This is a genomic window from Clostridium algifaecis (assembly GCF_017874415.1).
GTDB lineage: Bacteria > Bacillota > Clostridia > Clostridiales > Clostridiaceae > Clostridium_B > Clostridium_B algifaecis.
This window is the reverse complement of sequence record NZ_JAGGLM010000013.1, coordinates 56543-75791: the sequence shown is the minus strand read 5'-3', so window position 1 is coordinate 75791 and position 19249 is coordinate 56543. Positions and strand designations below refer to the sequence as shown.

General features: G+C 30.1%; 20 protein-coding genes and 1 riboswitch. Of the genes, 9 read left to right on the top strand and 11 right to left on the bottom strand.

Annotated features, from left to right (window positions below; all coding sequences use genetic code 11):
- Positions 1 to 335 (top strand): dihydrodipicolinate synthase family protein (locus J2Z42_RS10095; RefSeq protein WP_209702513.1); only part of this gene is annotated, 335 nt, incomplete at its 5' end.
- A 90-nt stretch (positions 336 to 425) separates the two neighbouring features.
- Entirely contained in the window at positions 426 to 1181 is a 756-nt protein-coding gene (gene dapB, locus J2Z42_RS10090) for a 4-hydroxy-tetrahydrodipicolinate reductase (RefSeq protein WP_209702512.1), read from the top strand.
- Between the two features lie 54 nt (positions 1182 to 1235).
- Here the strand turns inward: dapB and J2Z42_RS10085 are convergent, their stop codons facing one another.
- Both J2Z42_RS10085 and J2Z42_RS10080 read right to left on the bottom strand, forming a co-directional pair.
- Complete coding sequence (locus J2Z42_RS10085) at positions 1236 to 2396, bottom strand: pyridoxal phosphate-dependent aminotransferase (RefSeq protein ID WP_209702511.1); 1161 nt, start codon at positions 2394 to 2396, stop codon at positions 1236 to 1238.
- Positions 2397 to 2438: 42 nt separating this feature from the next.
- Positions 2439 to 2687, bottom strand: a complete 249-nt coding sequence (locus J2Z42_RS10080; RefSeq protein ID WP_209702510.1) for a TIGR03905 family TSCPD domain-containing protein — start codon at positions 2685 to 2687, stop codon at positions 2439 to 2441.
- A 148-nt stretch (positions 2688 to 2835) separates the two neighbouring features.
- Between J2Z42_RS10080 and J2Z42_RS10075 the strand changes: the two genes are divergently transcribed.
- Positions 2836 to 3723 carry a YncE family protein gene (locus J2Z42_RS10075; RefSeq protein WP_209702509.1) on the top strand — a complete coding sequence of 296 codons (888 nt, stop codon included), beginning with the start codon at positions 2836 to 2838 and terminating at the stop codon, positions 3721 to 3723.
- Between the two features lie 4 nt (positions 3724 to 3727).
- On the opposite strand, the gene J2Z42_RS10070 is transcribed toward J2Z42_RS10075, so the two are convergent.
- Entirely contained in the window at positions 3728 to 4255 is a 528-nt protein-coding gene (locus J2Z42_RS10070) for a DUF4364 family protein (RefSeq protein WP_209702508.1), read from the bottom strand.
- A 193-nt stretch (positions 4256 to 4448) separates the two neighbouring features.
- On the opposite strand from J2Z42_RS10070, the gene pdaB reads away from it, so the two are divergent.
- Positions 4449 to 5204: a polysaccharide deacetylase family sporulation protein PdaB gene (gene pdaB / locus J2Z42_RS10065; protein WP_209702507.1), complete on the top strand. Its 756-nt coding sequence runs from the start codon at positions 4449 to 4451 to the stop codon at positions 5202 to 5204.
- A gap of 179 nt (positions 5205 to 5383) precedes the next feature.
- Positions 5384 to 6103, top strand: a complete 720-nt coding sequence (locus tag J2Z42_RS10060; protein ID WP_209702506.1) for a single-stranded DNA-binding protein — start codon at positions 5384 to 5386, stop codon at positions 6101 to 6103.
- 67 nt (positions 6104 to 6170) lie between these two features.
- On the opposite strand, the gene dapD is transcribed toward J2Z42_RS10060, so the two are convergent.
- Complete coding sequence (gene dapD / locus J2Z42_RS10055; RefSeq protein WP_209702505.1) at positions 6171 to 6887, bottom strand: 2,3,4,5-tetrahydropyridine-2,6-dicarboxylate N-acetyltransferase; 717 nt, start codon at positions 6885 to 6887, stop codon at positions 6171 to 6173.
- Positions 6888 to 7085: 198 nt separating this feature from the next.
- On the opposite strand from dapD, the gene J2Z42_RS10050 reads away from it, so the two are divergent.
- Positions 7086 to 8051 (top strand): sulfide/dihydroorotate dehydrogenase-like FAD/NAD-binding protein, encoded by a 966-nt coding sequence (locus J2Z42_RS10050; RefSeq protein ID WP_209702504.1) that lies wholly within the window; start codon positions 7086 to 7088, stop codon positions 8049 to 8051.
- A 47-nt stretch (positions 8052 to 8098) separates the two neighbouring features.
- Positions 8099 to 9376: an FAD-dependent oxidoreductase gene (locus tag J2Z42_RS10045; protein WP_209702503.1), complete on the top strand. Its 1278-nt coding sequence runs from the start codon at positions 8099 to 8101 to the stop codon at positions 9374 to 9376.
- A gap of 77 nt (positions 9377 to 9453) precedes the next feature.
- Here J2Z42_RS10045 and J2Z42_RS10040 read toward each other — a convergent pair whose 3' ends face one another.
- The 6 genes from J2Z42_RS10040 to J2Z42_RS10020 all read right to left on the bottom strand — a co-directional run bounded on the left by J2Z42_RS10040 (position 9454) and on the right by J2Z42_RS10020 (position 15179).
- Positions 9454 to 10425, bottom strand: coding sequence for a C40 family peptidase (locus J2Z42_RS10040; RefSeq protein ID WP_245331571.1), 972 nt, complete (start codon positions 10423 to 10425; stop codon positions 9454 to 9456).
- 132 nt (positions 10426 to 10557) lie between these two features.
- A complete protein-coding gene (locus J2Z42_RS10035; protein WP_245331570.1) occupies positions 10558 to 11520 on the bottom strand; it encodes a DUF362 domain-containing protein in 963 nt (320 codons plus the stop codon).
- 133 nt (positions 11521 to 11653) lie between these two features.
- Entirely contained in the window at positions 11654 to 12223 is a 570-nt protein-coding gene (gene mnmM / locus J2Z42_RS10030) for a tRNA 5-(aminomethyl)-2-thiouridylate-methyltransferase MnmM (RefSeq protein ID WP_209702501.1), read from the bottom strand.
- The gene (locus J2Z42_RS14690; RefSeq protein ID WP_281063542.1) at positions 12204 to 12329 is read right to left on the bottom strand and encodes a hypothetical protein; all 126 of its coding nucleotides are present in this window, start codon (positions 12327 to 12329) and stop codon (positions 12204 to 12206) included. The genes mnmM and J2Z42_RS14690 overlap by 20 nt, the downstream gene beginning before the upstream one ends.
- Positions 12330 to 12418: 89 nt before the next feature.
- Positions 12419 to 14125, bottom strand: a complete 1707-nt coding sequence (locus tag J2Z42_RS10025; protein WP_209702500.1) for a methyl-accepting chemotaxis protein — start codon at positions 14123 to 14125, stop codon at positions 12419 to 12421.
- A gap of 67 nt (positions 14126 to 14192) precedes the next feature.
- A complete protein-coding gene (locus tag J2Z42_RS10020; protein WP_209702499.1) occupies positions 14193 to 15179 on the bottom strand; it encodes a galactose ABC transporter substrate-binding protein in 987 nt (328 codons plus the stop codon).
- Between the two features lie 127 nt (positions 15180 to 15306).
- Positions 15307 to 15390: riboswitch (cyclic di-GMP riboswitch) on the bottom strand.
- A 308-nt stretch (positions 15391 to 15698) separates the two neighbouring features.
- Here J2Z42_RS10020 and J2Z42_RS10015 point away from each other — a divergent pair.
- A complete protein-coding gene (locus J2Z42_RS10015) occupies positions 15699 to 16658 on the top strand; it encodes a sensor domain-containing diguanylate cyclase (RefSeq protein ID WP_209702498.1) in 960 nt (319 codons plus the stop codon).
- Positions 16659 to 16769: 111 nt separating this feature from the next.
- Here J2Z42_RS10015 and hcp read toward each other — a convergent pair whose 3' ends face one another.
- Positions 16770 to 18422 (bottom strand): hydroxylamine reductase, encoded by a 1653-nt coding sequence (hcp, locus tag J2Z42_RS10010; RefSeq protein ID WP_209702497.1) that lies wholly within the window; start codon positions 18420 to 18422, stop codon positions 16770 to 16772.
- A gap of 108 nt (positions 18423 to 18530) precedes the next feature.
- Here hcp and J2Z42_RS10005 point away from each other — a divergent pair, with 108 nt between their 5' ends.
- Positions 18531 to 19223: a Crp/Fnr family transcriptional regulator gene (locus J2Z42_RS10005; RefSeq protein ID WP_209702496.1), complete on the top strand. Its 693-nt coding sequence runs from the start codon at positions 18531 to 18533 to the stop codon at positions 19221 to 19223.
- Positions 19224 to 19249: the final 26 nt, after the last annotated feature.

Here is a 19249-nt window from a genome sequence, read left to right as displayed (position 1 = left end):
CTGGAAATGACGACCAGACAATTCCGATACTTTCGCTTGGAGGCTGTGGTGTAATTTCTGTAATGGCAAATATAGTGCCTGGAGACATGGAAAAAATGTGTGAACTGTTCTTTAAAGGTGATATTCAAGGTGCACTTAAATTGCAGCTTGATATGTATCCACTCATAAAGGCAATGTTCATAGAGACAAACCCTATTCCTATAAAGACAGCTTTAAATATTATAGGCAAAGATGTCGGTGATTTAAGGCTTCCACTTACTACAATGGAGGACAAAAATTTAGAAATATTAAAAAAGCAGTTAATAAGCTATGGAATTTTTAAGAAAAGTTTTTAAAAAGAATTTTTTGTATCTTATATTTAACGTGAAAGATTTTAATCTTTCACGTTAAATTATTAATATAAAATTTAAGGGGTGTATAGCAAAATGGTTCAAATCATATTAAATGGCTGTAATGGAAAAATGGGCAAAGTTGTATCAAACTTAGCTCAAAATAGTGATACATTATCTATAGTTGCAGGCATAGATAGAAATTCTTCAGGCACGTATTATCCTGTGTTTTCATCAATTGAGGAATGTAATGTATCAGCTGATGTAATACTCGATTTTTCAAGACCAGATGCACTTGATTCTTTGATTAAATATGCAAAATCTAATAATCTTGGAGTAATATTATGCACTACAGGCTACAGCGATAATCAAATAAAAACTATTAATGATATTTCAAAAGAAATACCTGTGTTTCGTTCAGCAAATATGTCTATAGGAGTAAACGTAGTAAACAATATTTTAAAAAATATAAGTGCTCTTTTATATAAAAATTTTGATATAGAAGTAATAGAAAAGCATCACAATCAAAAAGTAGATTCCCCAAGCGGAACTGCACTTCTCCTTGCAGATACCATAAAGGCTTCACTACCTGAAGAAGTCTCTTATGTAAATGGACGAAATGGCATAAGAAAGAGAAAACACAATGAGATTGGAATCCATTCAATTAGAGGCGGCAGTATAGTTGGCGAACATGAAATAATTTTTGCAGGTCAAGGTGAGACTATAGAAATAAAACATACTGCCCTTTCAAGAGATGTATTTGCTGTAGGTGCATTAAAAGCCTGCGAATTTATGTACAAAAAAGAAAAGGGACTATACTCAATGGACGATGTTATTTCAGTTAAAAATTAATAATTAATAGTTAACAGTCAGCATTTAATTACAATTGCTGGCTGCTAAAAAACATTACTTACTATAACTTCCTAATTTAATAAATTCTTCAATTCTGTCTGATGCCAATTTAAGTTTATCTATATTTGAAGCATAAGATATTCTAATATACCCCTCTCCTCCTTTTCCAAAAGCAGAACCAGGTACAATAGCAACTTTGGCTTCTTTTAAAAGACTTTCACAAAAATCTTCACTTTTAATTCCAAATTTTCTTATGCTCGGAAACATATAAAAAGCTCCCATAGGAAGATTTACATTAAAACCAATATCTTTAAGCCTTTTGTAAAGATAATCTCTTCTTTTTATAAACTCATTTTTCATATATTCAGCATCACTCATGCAATTTTTAAGTCCTTCTACAACTGCCCACTGCACAATCGATGGTGCACATGATACATTATACTGGTGAACCTTCATTATTCCTTCCATAAATCTGTCTTCTGCACATACATATCCTATCCTAAGTCCTGTCATAGAAAACATTTTAGAAAATCCACTTATAACTATTACTTTATGCTTTATATCATTAAACTGGGCTACAGAATAATAATGTTCATTAAAACATAAAGCTGCATACATTTCATCACTTACAGCAATAATATCATTTTCAGAAATAATTTTATGTAATCTTTCATTATACTTTTTAGATAAAACAGCTCCAGTTGGATTGCATGGATAAGAAATTACTATAATTTTTGGATTCTCAGTTTTAACTATATTCTCAAGATTATCAAAATCAATTGAAAAATCGTCATTCAGATTATAATTTATAACCTGCCCACCTACTATTTTTACGCAGCTTTCATAAGCTGGATACGCAGGATCTGGTATAAGAACTTTATCCCCTCTATCTACAAGTGCAGAAAATACATCCATAAGTCCTTCACTTCCACCTATAGTAAGACAAATTTCATCCGGATTATAATTTATACTTAAAGAACTCAAATACTTTGAAATTCCTTCCCTTAGCTCAAAAATTCCAGCATTTGATGTATATCCAGTTTTATTCTCATTCATAGCTTCTATCAAAGCAGATTTTATACCATCTGGAACGTTAAAGTCCGGCTGTCCAAGAGTAAGAGAAATAGCATCTGGATATTTGCTAACTTTATTATAAAATTTTCTTATACCTGATATTTGAATATCTTGTACATTAGACGATATTACATTATTCAAAACACTTTCCCCCTCATTATAAAACCTGTATTTTAAAATTTATTATCTATGCAATATAATACTATTTACAGCCCTTGCAAACTGATCAGGACATGAAGTTCCTTTTCCATTGCAGGAGATACCTTGTAATTTTTTTACTGCATCTTCTACTTTCATGCCTTCTACAAGCCTTGAAATGCCTTGAAGGTTTCCGTTACATCCACCTACAAAACTCACATTAGTAATCTTGTCATCCACTATATCAAAGTTAATTTGCTTTGAACATACACCTTCTGGTTTATAACTATACATTAATTTCACCTTACCTTATATATAATAAATTATAAATTTATTATATATAACTCACAAAAATTATACAAGAATATACATGAAATTATTTAGCCTTTATATTACCATTTTTCAATTTACATTCATACTATATTTGTAGGGGGTGATGGCATTGAATTATCTATATATATGTAGTACTTCTTCTGATTCTATCTATATAATTGATTTAAATAGTTTCTCTATTAAGAATAAAATATATTTAAAATCAAATGATCTTACAGAGAAAGTAGGTCCCCATGGAATATGTATCAATAAAGACAAACTCATAACTGCAAACAATTATAGCAATAGTATATCAATAATAGACTTGAAAAATGAAGTTCAAGAAGAAAGCTATTATATAGGTGCTCATTGTAATGATATAGTAACTTTAGGTGATAAAGCATATATAATATGCGGCGACTCCAATAGTCTCATAACCTTTGACCTTAAGTTAAAAAGAATAGTAGAACAAATTCCCTGCGGAAATCTTCCGCATAGCATATGTTTAAATACCAGCAAAGAGTTACTTTTGGTATCCAACATGGAAAATGACACTATAACTTTAATAGATTGTAAAAATACAGCAAACACAAGAAACATAAAAGTAGGTTCTTATCCTACAAAAGCTATTTTTACAATGGACGGAGAACATATATTAGTATGTGAAAGCAATCTAGGTTCTGAATTTAAAGGCAGTATATCCATACTATCTCTCAAAAATTATAAAATTATAAATAGAATAATATCCGGAAATTCACCCTGTGATATATATTGTAACAACAGATATTGTTTTGTATCAAATTTTGGAGATGGAAGTATAAGTATACTTGACATGAGCAATTATAAAGAAAAAAAGAAAGTAATTGTAGGTGGAATGCCTGGAACGATACTAAAATACAGAGATAACTTATATATAGGAGATAATTATAATGACCTTTTAATAAAATTAAATATAGAAAATGAACATAAAAAATTTATACCTGTAGGGAGAGAACCTACAGGCATGGTAATAAATTAATTTATTATTTCTGTAAAAGCAAATGTAGTATTTCATAATATATACTTTGGGAATTATTTTTCCATTTTTCGCATAATTCAATTGCTTCTTTTTTGGAACCTATATTAACTTTTATATTCATAAGCGTACTTTTATCTTTTGCTGCTATCAAATCCACTATAAAACTATTTTTGTTTTCTTCAGTATAGCTTGAACTGACTGAAATATCTTCTTTAATGTTTTCGATTTGACTTTTAAAATAATCATCTATCTTTTGTATTTTATCTTTTGAAATCATATTTTCAAATAAATTTAGTACCTTTACACCCTTTTTTGTAATTACCATTTTATGATCTGTATCTGGATTAGCATACTTAATAAATTGAGAATTTATTAATTCATGTATATACTGCTGTAAAATAAAATAATTTATAAAATTATTTTCAAGTATAATTTGTGTAATTTTATTATTAGATAAAGGAACCTTTATTTTTTTGAATATATAAAGTAAAAGGAGTTTATTTTCTGCTAAATCTAGAGTATTTTCAAACATTTACATCCACCCCATTGAATTAAAATATTAAAACAACTTAATATCAATTATAACATAAAATATACAAAAATAAATAAACTGCTATATGCCACGATTTATTTGATATATTATAATAAATTTTATTTATTAAATGTAATATTTATAACCTAAAAATACTATATAAAATTATAGGATCAATTTAGGAGGTAAATTTTTGAAGAAAACATCACTTATAAAATTATGTTCAGCATGCATACTTATACTAATAGGTTCATTTTTTTCACTGTATACAAATAATAAAGCTTCCAATGCTTTTATAGGTATAAATAGAAAATTACCTATTTACTGTGTGGATACAAAAGAAAAGAAAATAGCTATAAGTTTTGATGTTAGCCTTGGAAGAGAGGAACACACAAAAGAAATATTAAATATACTTGATAAATATAAAATTAAGGGAACTTTTTTCATAGTAGGTGATTGGGCAAGTAAATATCCTGATATGTTAAAAGAAATTTCCGATAGAGGACATGAAATAGGCAATCATTCCAACACACATCCAAATATGACCCGACTTTCAAAAGATAAAATTTTAGAAGATGTAAACATAAATGATGCAAAAATAAGAAACATAACCGGTAATAGTACAAAATTATTCAGATGCCCTGAAGGCAGCTATAACAATACAGTAATAGATACTTTAGAAAATGCTGGATATTACTGCATACAGTGGGATTCAGACAGTGCAGACTGGATGGAAAAAGGTGCAGATATCGAGTTCAATAGAATAATTAAAAACACAAAACCTGGCTCAATATTATTATTTCACAATAGTGCCAAATACACTCCTTATAATCTTCCAAAAATAATAGAAAAGTTTCAAAGTCAGGGATATAAGTTTGTTACGGTAGGCAATTTAATATACAAAAATAATTATAAAATTGACTCTTCCGGCAAACAAATTTCAAAATAACTTTTGGTTGTATGATTAAACTTATTGGAAATAAAAGATTGTATGTATTATAATGGTACTAATGTTTTTATTTTCAATTAATTAATTTATAATTTATATATTTTTTAGTATATTTTAAATTTTTAGTGAATATTTATATGTAGATAAATAATTTATAACTAATGGAAAGAGGGGTTTACATGGAAAATCTTATGCTTAATAACAAGATTTATTTAGAGGGGGAAGTAATTTCTGAGCTTAGTTTTAGTCATGAAATGTATGGAGAAGGTTTTTATACTTTCAATATTAAAGTTCCTAGGCTTAGTGATGCTAACGATATATTATTCATAACAATTTCAGAACGACTTATGAATGATATAGATATAAATATAGGAGTTCAAGTACTAATTGAAGGACAATTGAGATCATATAATAAATTTGTAGATGGTGCAAACAGACTCATATTAACAGTATTTGCAAGGAATATAAGCTTATGCACTGAAAAAAGCAAAAATCCTAATCAAATTTTTCTTGATGGTTTTATATGCAAAGAACCTGTTTATAGAACAACTCCTTTTGGAAGAGAAATTTCAGACATGCTTCTTGCCGTAAATAGAGCCTACAATAAATCTGACTACATACCAACTATAGCCTGGGGAAGAAATTCAAGGTTTTGCAAATCTTTAAAAGTTGGTGACAATATAAGAGTATGGGGAAGACTTCAAAGTAGGGAATATCAAAAAAAGGTATCAGAATCCGAAATAATAAAAAAAGTAGCTTATGAAGTTTCAATATCTAAAATGGAGAAAATAAACAATGACTTGGAAAAAGATATGAAGTCTGAAGAAACATCAAGTAAAAATATTAATGAAGATAATAATAAAGAACATGATGTAGGAAAAAACAAACAAATTTCTTAAATATAGGGTATGCACAGATTATAATACAAATCAATCCGTGTATACCTTGTATATTTTTAATTCTTGCTTATTTTCTTAAATCTGCCAAAAGTTTAGTTTTATCCTTTGTCTTACTGTCTACATTCTTAATTATTTTTGCCGGAGAACCTGCTGCTACTACATTTTCCGGTACATCTTCTACTACTACGGAACCAGCTGCAATTACAGAACCTTTTCCTATTTTTACACCTTCAAGTATAACCGAATTAGCTCCTACAAGTACATCATCCCCTATTTCACAAGGTGATTTACTTGGTGGTTCAAGTACTCCTGCAACAACTGCTCCTGCACCAAGGTGAACATTTTTGCCAAGCTTTCCTCTTGCACCTACAACAGCATTCATGTCAACCATAGTGCCCTCTCCTATTTCTGCACCTATATTTATTACAGCACCCATCATTACTACAGCACCTTTATCTATCTTTACCTTGTCTCTAATTATTGCACCCGGTTCTATTCTAGCATCTATATTTCTTAAGTCCACCATTGGAATAGCCGAATTACGTCTGTCATATTCCATTTTAAATTGCTTTATATTTGATTTGTTTTCTTTTAAAAATTTTGATACTTCATCGCTTTCTCCAAAAATTACATGGAAATCTGCTCCACTGTAATCTTCTATGTTTCCAAAATTACTTTTTGATAAATCCCCTTTAACATAAACTTTAACGGGAGTGCTCTTTTTAGCCTCTTTTATGTATTTAGCTATTTCATAAGGATTGGTTAAATCATACTTTTCTTCCATTTAAAAAATCATCCCTTCTTAAATTAATCAATTGCACCATACTTTGCTTTAATTTTATCTTATATTTTATTATATATAATAATACGTTAAATGTTAAGAATAAAGTAACAAATTTTATGTTAAAAAGATAATCTATAGTATACAAATGTTTAAAAAAGCTAAAATTTCATATATAAATTATAGACGGAGGTTATTTACATGTATTGTATAGATGCTGGAAGTGCCTATTGTCCATGCCATCTTGCGGAAACTGGTGATTGCATATTATGCTCTCAGCTCTCCGGTGAAAAATTCTGCCAGTGCAAAAGCTGGTGCGGAGTTTGCATATATGAACAATATATATCAAATGGGAATAAGGCAAAATCTCTTAGAAAAAGTTACAGCTGTCCTGTACTAGATAACAAACTTGCAGATAAGGATTTGTTAACCTTCACTTTAAAGGCTCCTGAATCACTTATTCATGAACTTGTTTTTCCTGGAAGTTTCGTATTTGTTAGAAATGAAGAAAATATAAATTACTATGATGTTCCTCTGTCAGTAATGGATGCTAATTGTGATAATGGTACTTTAAAATTTGCTGTAAAATTAATTGGTCCTAAAACAAAAGCTCTTTCTAAACTCCATAAAAATAAAAATGTATTAGTTAGAGGTCCTTTTTCAAATGGGATAATGGGAATTTCAAATATTAATAACGCAAAAGATGGAACTTCTATAATCGCAGCCCGTGGTATAGCTGCCGCACCTTCAATTCCAGTAATGAAAAAATTATACTCTAATAATAACAAGATTATATCTATTATAGACACACAATTTCAAAGTAATTTTACAGAAGATTATTTTAAGAATTATAGTTCAAAGATTATAAATTGCACCATACTTAATAATGGCTATCTTAGTTCTGAATTCAAATCAATCTTAGAAAAAATTACAAATGTAGAAAATATAAATCTAATACACTGCGGCGGCCCAGATATATTAACCTATAGAATTATTGATTTTGTAGATAAATCTATAAATTTATCCTGCTGCAACAATTCTAAAATAGTCTGCGGAGAAGGAATATGTGCCAGCTGCACAAAACACTTCAATGATGATTCAGCACCAAGGTTGTGTAAGGTACAGCTTGACCCAAGAGATTTGTTTAAAGATAGAAGATTTTTATAGATATATTTTATAGATATATAAGCACAAAAAATGAAAGGAGTTTTTTTATGAAAGTAATAATAATAGGTTCAGGCTGGTCCGGTTGTGCTGCAGCTTTAACCTGCAAAAAAGCAGGTGCTGATGTAGTTATGTACGAAAAAACTGACATGGTTCTTGGTCTTGGCAATGTAGGCGGCATAATGAGAAATAACGGAAGGTACACAGCAGCAGAAGAAATAATAGCACTTGGAGCAGGTGATTTAATAGGTATTACAGACAGTCTTACAAGGCATAAGAATCTTGATTTTCCAGGACATGCTCATGCATGGCTCTATGATGTAAATAAAATAGAACCTGTGGTTAGAAAATATATTGTGGATAAAGGCATAAAGTTAAACTTGATTTCAAGAGTAGTAGATGTAAAAATGAATGGCAGCAAAATAAAAGGTATTTATACAGCAAATGGAGATTATGAAGAGGCCGATGCATTTATAGAAACTACGGGCTCCACAGGACCTATGGGAAATTGTATAAGATATGGCAACGGCTGCTCCATGTGCATACTTAGATGTCCATCTTTCGGGCCAAGAATAAGCATAAGCAGTTGTGCAGGTATTCCTGACCTCCATGGAGAAAGAACCGATGGAAATTATGGTGCCTTCAGTGGTTCTTGTAAACTTGCAAAGGAAACCTTAGACAAATCACTGGTAGATGAAATTGAAAAGAAAGGTGTTGTGGTTTTAAAAGTTCCAAAGGAAGACATAAATTTAGACAAATTAAAAGCAAAAGTATGCCAACAGTATGCCCTAAAAGAATTTGCAGAAAATGTAATTCTTCTAGATACAGGGCACGTAAAATTAATGACTTCATATTATCCTCTTGAAAAGCTTAGAAAAATACATGGACTTGAGAGTGCTAAATTTGTAGATCCTTACTCCGGCGGCAAAGGAAATTCTGTAAGATATCTCTCTGTAGCACCAGTTTCAACAGATCTAAAAGTCAAGGGAGTTGACAATCTATTCTGCGGCGGAGAAAAAAGTGGATTATTTGTTGGACATACAGAAGCCATATGTACAGGATCACTTGCAGGACATAACGCTGTAAGATATGCATACAATATTCCTACTCTAGTTCTTCCAAATGATACTGTAATTGGAGATATTATAAGCTACGCAACCTATAAAATAAAAACTAAGGAAGGAAGAAAAAACAGATACACCTTCGCCGGTGCAGAATTTTTCAATAGAATGAAGGAACGAGGTCTATACTCTACAGACAGAAAAGAAATACAAAATAGAATAGCAAGTCTAGGTCTTACAGATATTTTTAACAAAAAATTAGTTTAATAAACACTTTTATTTAATTAACAGTTAGATAATTTTCTATTCACCATATAATAATTTCTAACTGTTAATTTTAACTATTAATTCTTAACCCTCATAGCTGAAGTATAGTTATAAAGTTCAGCTATTTTTACTACATCTCCTGTGTGTGGAGCCTCCACATATTTTCCATCTCCTATGTACATACCAACATGATATGCCGGCGTTCCAAAAAACACCAAATCTCCTGGCTGCAAATCTTTTCTATCTTTAACAGCTGTACCATGATTTTGCTGGTCCTGAGATATTCTAGGTATACTAATTCCAAAATGAGCATATACATACTGGACAAATCCAGAGCAGTCAAAACCAGATGGAGTAGTTCCACCCCATACATAAGGTACACCTAAAAAAGATAATGCATAATTTACTATATTATTGTCCGAAGTAAACTTCAATTTTGAACTATTTGAACTACTGCTATTTAAAACCTCCAAAAGTTTTTTTTCATTTTGTTTTTGTTGTTTTAATATTTCTATCTTTTTAGAAATATCATTTTTTAACTTAGATACATCTGATTTGTCTTTCTCCAATTTTTTTTCAGACTTTTCTCTAATTTGTTTATTATTTTCTAATTTCTTTATGTTGTTTTTATCATAATCTATTAAAGTTTTAGACATATCTAATCTATCAAAAGCATCACTTGCGTTCTTTGATGACAATAAAAAATCAAGATACTCTATGCCAAAATTAGTTTCATACATATTCCTCAATCTCTTCCCAACTATATCATTCAAACCCTTTATATTATTGTCAAGAGCTTCAATATCTTTTTTATTTTCTGTAATGTCATTATTCAATTTTTTAAGATTATCATTATATCCATTTAAAATTCTCATATTTGTTTCTATATCATTATCCATTTTTTCTATTTTAGCTTCTATGCCATCATTTAGATTATTGCAATTTTGTGTAATAGCATCTGAAGTATTTGAAACAGGACTTGCAAAAGTATTAAATGGAAAACTTATTATTAAAGTCATTACAATTAATGCTATATTTTTCTTTAGCAAATAATACATCCCCTTCTAATTACATTACTTGCCTATTATACCTCAAATTATACATAAAAAAATGAACTTAAAAATATATTAACAATAATTTTAAATTCATTTTACAACAATTATAAATTATGTTTTCAATTACTACATACAATCTATATCAATTAACTCATATTTCATACTTCCAAGTCCTATTTTTTCACCGTATTTTAAAGTCTTTATTCCCCTCCAGAAAATAGCTTTTACATCCACCCTCAATTTATCCAAACATGCTCTGTCTATAGCTATTGGATCTGTGGATGCAAATATACCTATATCCCTCATTATAGGTATCATGGAATGTCCTTCGCAATCACAACCCGCTGTAATATTAAGCGCAAAGGTTATATATATGTTATTCTTTCCTCTTGCTGCTGCAAAAGCATATTCTGCCATCCTCTCATTAAAAGACATAGAAAGGGACTGGAGCCAATTACTTGTAATCGCCTTATGCTTGCAAATAGTCTGACATGAAGAACATCCTATACATACATCTTTATCAATTTTAGCCCATTTTTTTATAGTTATAGCACTTACAGGGCAATTAGCTTTACAAGCTCCACAAGCCCTGCATTTAAATGGAATTATTATAGGTTTTGAGTTGGCATGCTGTGCCAATTTTCCACCTCTTGCTGCACATCCCATAGCAAGTTGTTTCACAGCTCCTCCAAATCCCGCAAGTGTATGTCCTTTAAAATGGCTTAAAACTATTATCTGGTTTAAATCCGCAATTTTCTTTCCTATTTTACAGTTTTTAAAATGCTTCTTGTTTATCTCAATATTTTCAAAATCTTCTCCTCTTTCTCCATCTGCAATTATAACAGGAACTCTTGTAAATCCATGTTCTTTTGCTATCTTTGTATGATTTTCCCTTGTCATTCTCTGTCCCTTGTACAGTGCATTTGTTTCTATAAACGCTGTCTTTTTGTTGTTTTGTTCAAGATAATCTATTATTCCATTAAAATTTTCAGGATGGATATAGGTTTTATTTCCCTTCTCGCCAAAATGGACCTTAAGAGGTACAAAATCTTCAAGTGATATATTTTCTTCTCTTATTATCCTGTCCAATATTTTCTCTGCCGTTTTACTAACTTTATCTACATCTGAGTGAGACGTTAAAGCCTTAAAATAAACTTTTACCGTAATATTTCACCTCTTATAAATTATTTTAATTTTATTATAAGCCTTATTCTAGATCAAATTATCTTTTTTCAATTACAATGAGCATTGGTGGATTATGAATTTGATTAATAAAAGACATCTTTACAGCATTATACTTTTTCTGATCTAAATTTTTTATATATTCCTCTAAAGCTATTTTTTCAATTTTTCCATCTTCGTGTCCATAATACACTATCAAAATCACTACACCACCTTTTTTAATTAAATCCAATGATTTTTTAAGTGCAGCAAGTGTAGTATCTGCTTTTGTAGTAATTGTATGTTCTGCTTTAGGTAAATATCCTAAATTAAACATTACAAGGCTTACTTTTCCGCTTATATATTTATCCATATTTTCATGTCCATCATTTATAAGTTCTACACGTTTTGAAAAACCTTTTTCATTTATTTTTTCTTCCGTGTTTTTAACAGCTTTCTCCTGTACATCAAATGCATAAACCTTCCCTGAATTTCCTGCAAGTTCCGCTAAAAATACCGTATCATTTCCATTTCCCATAGTGGCATCAACCACTATATCCCCTTTATCTATTTTCCTCATGCATATACCTTTCGCTATATTAACCGCGTTATTAAAATAATTTTCGTTCAAGGACTTCATCTCCTATATTACTTTTTACATCAATCATACCACCATTTACTTCAATTATGAATTTTGAAAGAGCAAGACTGACTCCAACCGAATCCGTATATAACAACTAACTGGATGCTTACAATTTTGTAACATAAAAAAATCACCAGATTCAAATCCGGTGATTTTTGTTAGTTAAACTCTTCTATACTTAAATTATATACTAAATTTTGAAACAATAGTTTTTAAATGCTCTGCACTCTCTTTTACATAAACAGTTTCATCTTTTACTTCATCTGCCCTGTCCTTTATTTTTAATATTTTTTCAGCAATATCATTTGTACCTGTTGATCCCTCACTATTTGCTTTCGATATCTCATTAATTGATTCAGACACAGTTTTCATAGATGCAAGAAGTTCTTGGGAAGTAGAACTAAAATCTGTTACCAGATTACTAATATACAATGCATCTTTATTATAACTTTCACCTACTATAACAGAATCCTTATAACTTTTAACTACCTTAGTTTCAATATAATCCAATGTACATTTTGAAGCATCTGAAAGATTATTTACAGCTTCAAATACTATATCAATAGTATCCTGTATTTGTTTTACAGCTTCACTGGAACTTTCTGCTAATTTTCCAATTTCTTCGGCAACTATTGAAAATCCTTTTCCAGCTTCACCTGCTCTAACTGATTCAATCGATGCATTTAAAGCCAAAAGGTTGGTTTGTGAAGATATTTCAAAAATGGTTTCAGATAAAGCTCTGATTTTTTCAACCTTCTTTGTCTTTTCAAGTGCGGCATCCATAACTATTTTAATATTTAAACGTGTTTTATTAGCATCTTCTTGAAGTTTAACGGAATCATCCTTTAAAGCAAGAGCTTTTTTACTAATTTCCTCTGCAGATTCTGCACCATCTTGTGCTTTATCTGCAATAGTTCCAACTACAGATTCAATTTCACAAGAAGATGAATTTATTTCTTCTGTAGAAGCTGCTGTTTCTTCCATTCCTGCAGATAATTGTTCTACTGTTGCTGATATGCCTTCAAGTTCAACTGTAAGTTCTTTAATATCTTTATTTGATATTGCCAGTGCCTTATTTACATTTTCAGTTTCATTTATTATAGAAATAACAATATCCTTCATAGAATTTTGCATTGAATTAATTGCATTACCTAATTGTCCAAATTCATCTTTTGAATCTACTTTTAAAGGTTCTATAGACAAATTTCCATTAGAAATTTCCTCTAAAGCTATAATGCCTCTAGTTAACTGTGTTCTCATCATAGATGAAAAAAATACAGCAATAAATGTTGCAATTAGAAAACTGATTAGAAAAATAATACCCATAATAAGTTTTGATTGAATACTTGCCAATTTGCTGCTATTTAATGAATCAGCAGTTATTTTATTTATTTCATTATCTAACTTGCCCTGAATATTTTTGCATACATCCATATATCCTTTTCCATCGCCAAGTCTATCCCTAGCTATTTCGATCTTGCCTGTTTTTACAAGCTGAATTTGAGAATCAAAATGTTTATTTATAACTTCAATATTAGGAATTTCCTCATTTTTCATTATAACTGTTAAGCTATCATATTGAGCACAGTACTTTTGAATTTCATTTATTTCATTCTCCAAATTTTTACGACTTGAACTATATGTTTCTAAGTATTTTGCATCTCCATTGCTGGCAATATAGCCACGAACTCCTGATTCCTCATCAATTAGTTCGTTATTAATCTCCTTATTTATTTTATCTATCGGAACTACATTATTTATTATTTTATTCTGAATAGTTTCCATATGGCTAAAATTGTAATAAGCACAAACAGTAGTAATTAACATCATTATTAAAATAATACCGAAACCAATTAAAAACTTTACTCTTATTTTAGCATTCTTGAACAACACAATTCCCCCTAACGGATTTTATAATACAATTATTCTGTAATAATTATTTTATATTCTCAATATTTTATTTTGTAACAATTTTATTATCAATCCATATATACTTTCCATCATTAATTGGAGTAGTAAAATTGCTGCTATCTGGAGCCTGACCATTAGAAAGAACGCTGGCAAGATTAAAAATTGCTTTTCCTTGATTTTTGGCATCATTAAGCACTGTACCAAGGAGAGTACCAGCCTTTTCAGCATTAGCAGCACCATCGGTATCATCGACACCAACAACAGGTATATATTTTCCATTATTAAAATAGCCTTTACTCTTAAGTGCATCTATAGCACCTAATGCCATATCATCATTATTGGCAATTACACAATCAATATTATCATTTTGAACTGCAAGAATATTTGCCATTTTCTCTTCAGCTTCCTCACGATCCCACATAGCAGTATCCTGTGCTACATTTTGAACTTTAAAGCCTGCATCTTCTATAGTTTTAACAGAATATTTAGTACGTGCAATTGCATCTGGATGGTCTGTCTTGCCTTCCAGCATTACATATCGTATAGTTCCATTTTTAGCAGGATTGCTTTTAAAGTAATTTACAAGCATTTGACCCTGAAAAATGCCAGATTGTTCACTTCTTGATCCTACATAATACACTTTATCCCATTTTTCAAGATCCTCTGCTGATGGTTCCGTATTGAAAAAAATTACGGGTATATTTGCTTTTTTTGCTTTTTCTATAATTGAAGATGCTCCATTAGTATCAACAAGATTCACAGCTAAAACATTAACTTTACTTTTAATAAGAATATCAACTTTCTCATTCTCAGTTTTTTGTGAACCATTTCCATTCCATATGTCAACCTCAACTTTATTTTGTGCCATATCATAAAATTGATTACGTACTGATGTCAGGAAAGTATCGTCAAATCTGGCTACTACTACCCCCACAATCGGTTTATTTCTTTTATTCGTTTTATATTGACATCCCATAAGGAAACAAATAATTATTAAAAAATTTATAATAATTACTTTTATGTGTTTATTCATTTTTTACCCCCTATTCATAATTTTAAATATTTTCAAACATATCCACTAATATTTATTAGCTATTTAATATTACTGCCTCCAATCTTATAATTATAAATAAATTAAAAGCCAATAATCAGTTATTAAACTAACTATTGGCAGGGTGCACTACTAACTCTAAATTCTCAAAGTGCCCATATAAAGAGAATTTTTCATAGTTTCCAAAATTAAATTTTGCAATATTATTAAATCTATTGCTATTTTTATTTAAATTATTACAAATATTTTACTACCAAATAAAAATAAAGTCAATAAATGTTTTATTTTTGATATAATTGTAATTTTTGTATTTATACTACAAAAGTATATAATTCTAAAATTTTTTAAGTACTAGACTTATGAACACTTATAGGTTTATTACATTTTCATGCTCATATATAGTATACTTATGTGTATAAAAGTACTCCAACTATGCAAAACACAAAATAAGAGTTATCAGTAATTTTTAGCTTAAATAAATTATAGAGGTGATTAAAAGCTATGAATGAAACAATAAATACAAATAACAATTATAATGTAGATATTCCTGATACCATGTTTGAAGAGTGGCAAAGTATAGTAGATCTTATCGCTCGTATTGCAAAAGTCCGTGCGACCCTTATTATGAGAGTACAGAACGAAGAAATACAAGTGTTCGTAGCCAGCAAAACTAAAAATAATCCTTATCAAACGGGTAAAAAAGAATATCTCTTAAATTCTGGACTTTATTGCGAAACGGTAATCAATAAAGGTAAAATGCTTTTAGTACCCAATGCATCAAAATCAAATAAATGGCGAAATAATCCTGATATGAAACTCAATATGAAGTGCTATTTAGGATTTCCCATCAAACTACCAAACGGTAATTTCTTTGGAACAATTTGTATGCTTGATGACAAGGAAAACCACTTTTCACAAGATATAAAGGATTTTATGGAGAAAATGCGCAACTTGATTGAATCTTATTTAAATCTGCTGTACTTAAGTATCACTGATCAGCTAACAGGTTTATATAATCGTACTTATCTTAATATAAAAGCAGCTAAAGAAATAAAAAGAGCAGACCTCAACAAAAAGCCTATTACAATACTATTATTGGATATAGATCATTTTAAAAAAATAAATGATACCTTCGGTCATCTAGCTGGTGATGAAGTGTTGAAAAATTTTGCTAAGATTATAACTTCTTCTTTGCAAACTACAGATACAGCTTTCAGGTTCGGTGGAGATGAATTTATTGTACTAATGCCAAATACAGCTATTAAAGACGCAGTAATCGAAGCAGAAAATTTACGTTTAAAAGTAGAAAGCAGTCAAATCTTGCCTGATCTAAAAATAACAACCAGTATTGGAGCTACAGAAAGGATTTGTGGTGAATCTTTAGATCAATGGTTTATGAGAGTGGACAAGTCTCTCTATAAGGCCAAATATGGCTGCCGAAATCAAGTCAACTTATCATAAGTGTAGTAAAAAAATTAGTAATGTTTTCATCACAAGTATAATTTTACCCATCACTTTTAAACAAGTGATGGGTTTTTGAATAATCTGTTATCAATTTTGAGAAATAAATAATTATCCTAAAAATAGTTTTAAATCATCCTCAACAGTTCCAATTCCTGCTATTCCAAAATTATTAACTAATACTTTAGCCACATTTGGCGATAGGAAAGCTGGAAGTGTTGGTCCTAAGTGAATGTTTTTTACTCCAAGATATAATAATGATAATAATACTATTACAGCTTTTTGCTCATACCATGCTATATTATAGGATATTGGAAGTTTATTTACATCATCAAGTCCAAACACTTCCTTAAGCTTTAATGCAATAACTACTAATGAATATGAATCATTACATTGTCCTGCATCAAGTACTCTTGGAATTCCACCGATATCGCCAAGATTCAATTTATTATATTTGTATTTTGCACATCCTGCAGTTAATATAACCGTATCCTTTGGAAGCTTCTCTGCAAATTCAGTATAGTAGTTTCTTGATTTTGCCCTACCATCACAACCAGCCATTACAAAGAATCTCTTTATAGCACCAGTTTTAACTGCATCTACGACCTTATCTGCAAGTGCTAATACTTGATTATGAGCAAATCCACCAACAATTTCTCCCTTTTCTATTTCAGTTGGAGCTTTGCATTTTTTAGCAACAGCAATTATTTCTGAGAAATCCTTGTTTCCATTTTCATCTGCTGAAATGTGCTTACAACCCGTTATACCTGTTGCTCCTGTTGTAAATAATCTATTTTTATATGAATCTTTTGGAGGAATTACACAGTTTGTAGTCATTAGAATTGCTCCATTGAACTTTTCAAATTCTTCTCCTTGTTTCCACCATGCATTTCCATAGTTTCCTGCAAAGTTATCATATTTCTTGAAGGCTGGGTAATACTGTCCCGCAAGCATTTCACCATGAGTATAAACATCTACTCCTGTTCCTTTTGTCTGCTCTAATAACATTTCAAGATCTTTTAAATCATGACCGGAAATTAATATTCCAGGATTGTTTCTAACTCCAATATTAACTTTTGTAATTTCAGGATTTCCATAAGTTTCTGTATTTGCTTTATCAAGTAAAGCCATACCAGTCACACCATATTTTCCTGTTTCTAATGTAAGTGCAACTAAATCATCTACTGACAGTGAATCATCCAACGTAGCAGCTAAAGCTTTAGCAATAAATCCATGAACCTCTAAGTCATTATATCCTAAGTTCATAGCATGCTTCATATACGCTGATAAGCCTTTTAGCCCATATATTATAAGTTCTCTTAAGCTTCTTACATCCTCATTTTCAGTTGATAATACCCCAACTTGTTCAGCCTTTGCATCAAAATCACTTACATTGTCAGATGACCATACTGCAGCATCAGAAATGCTGATTTTACTTGATGCTTGTCCACCATCTTTTATAACTTTTGTTTTTATTTCTTCTCTTATTTTTAAAGTTTCTTTTACTCTATCTAAAATTGCTTCTCTATCAAAGTTAGCATTAGTAATTGTAAAAAATAAGTTTTCAGTTATAAATTTATCCACATTATCATCAACTACTCCAACTTTTCTTCCTTCATTGCTCACTATCGCTAATCCCTTAGTTACATAAACCAATAGATCTTGAGCTTTAGCTACATCTTTGGTTTTACCGCACACACCTCTTACAGTACATCCCTTTCCCCCTGCAGTTTCTTGACATTGAAAACAAAACATATTTGACATAATGTACCTCCCAATTACTTATTTTACATTTGTTTTTTCTATGTGATTATTATATTATATTTATTATTACAATTCAGTATCTGAGGATACGAAAAGGATGGTTTTAAAATGATAGAAAAATATATTGATATAATTGAAAATTCACCTCTATTTAATGGAATAAAAAGAAATGAGGTTATTTTACTGTTACACTGTTTAACTGCTCAAATACACAGTTTTGGCAAAAATGAATGTATTGTTAATTCAGGTGAATCTGTCCACAAATTTGGCCTAGTTTTAGAAGGTGAAGCTATAATAGTAAAAGAAAGTGCCGAAGGAAATAGAGTTATTATGAACGTAGTAAAAAAAGGAGGATTATTTGGTGAAATGTTTGTATTCTCAAGTCATAAAAAATGGCCAGTGACAGTCATATCACAATCATCTTGTAAGGTTTTGTTTCTTACAAACGCAGATCTTATAGCTAGATGTAAAAATAACTGCTCCTGGCATGTTTCACTTCTCCAAAATTTTATGAAAATAATATCAGATAAGGGTTTAATGTTAAATAAGAAGGTGGAATACCTTTCAATTAAAAGTATACGTGGTAAAATTTGTTCATATTTGTTGGATCAATATCAAAATACCAAAAATAGCACTATAATTTTATCCTTAAAGCGAAATGAACTTGCTGATTTTTTAAATGTATCCAGACCATCTATGTCAAGGGAAATGTGCAAAATGAGAGACGAGGGTATAATTGATTTTCACTTATCAACTTTCAGAATAAAGGATATTGAAGCATTAGCAAACTTTTGCGAATAAAAAAGGAAATATTTTATCGTAGTTAC

What these genes read in the sequence shown, in the direction of transcription:
- J2Z42_RS10060 (WP_209702506.1), top strand. Translation starts at nt 5,384, where the DNA reads ATGGAAAATCTTATGCTTAATAACAAGATTTATTTAGAGGGGGAAGTA.
- dapD (WP_209702505.1), bottom strand. Translation starts at nt 6,887, where the DNA reads ATGGAAGAAAAGTATGATTTAACCAATCCTTATGAAATAGCTAAATAC.
- dapB (WP_209702512.1), top strand. Translation starts at nt 426, where the DNA reads ATGGTTCAAATCATATTAAATGGCTGTAATGGAAAAATGGGCAAAGTT.
- J2Z42_RS10050 (WP_209702504.1), top strand. Translation starts at nt 7,086, where the DNA reads ATGTATTGTATAGATGCTGGAAGTGCCTATTGTCCATGCCATCTTGCG.
- J2Z42_RS10020 (WP_209702499.1), bottom strand. Translation starts at nt 15,179, where the DNA reads ATGAATAAACACATAAAAGTAATTATTATAAATTTTTTAATAATTATT.
- J2Z42_RS10070 (WP_209702508.1), bottom strand. Translation starts at nt 4,255, where the DNA reads ATGTTTGAAAATACTCTAGATTTAGCAGAAAATAAACTCCTTTTACTT.
- J2Z42_RS10005 (WP_209702496.1), top strand. Translation starts at nt 18,531, where the DNA reads ATGATAGAAAAATATATTGATATAATTGAAAATTCACCTCTATTTAAT.
- hcp (WP_209702497.1), bottom strand. Translation starts at nt 18,422, where the DNA reads ATGTCAAATATGTTTTGTTTTCAATGTCAAGAAACTGCAGGGGGAAAG.
- J2Z42_RS10080 (WP_209702510.1), bottom strand. Translation starts at nt 2,687, where the DNA reads ATGTATAGTTATAAACCAGAAGGTGTATGTTCAAAGCAAATTAACTTT.
- J2Z42_RS10045 (WP_209702503.1), top strand. Translation starts at nt 8,099, where the DNA reads ATGAAAGTAATAATAATAGGTTCAGGCTGGTCCGGTTGTGCTGCAGCT.
- J2Z42_RS10015 (WP_209702498.1), top strand. Translation starts at nt 15,699, where the DNA reads ATGAATGAAACAATAAATACAAATAACAATTATAATGTAGATATTCCT.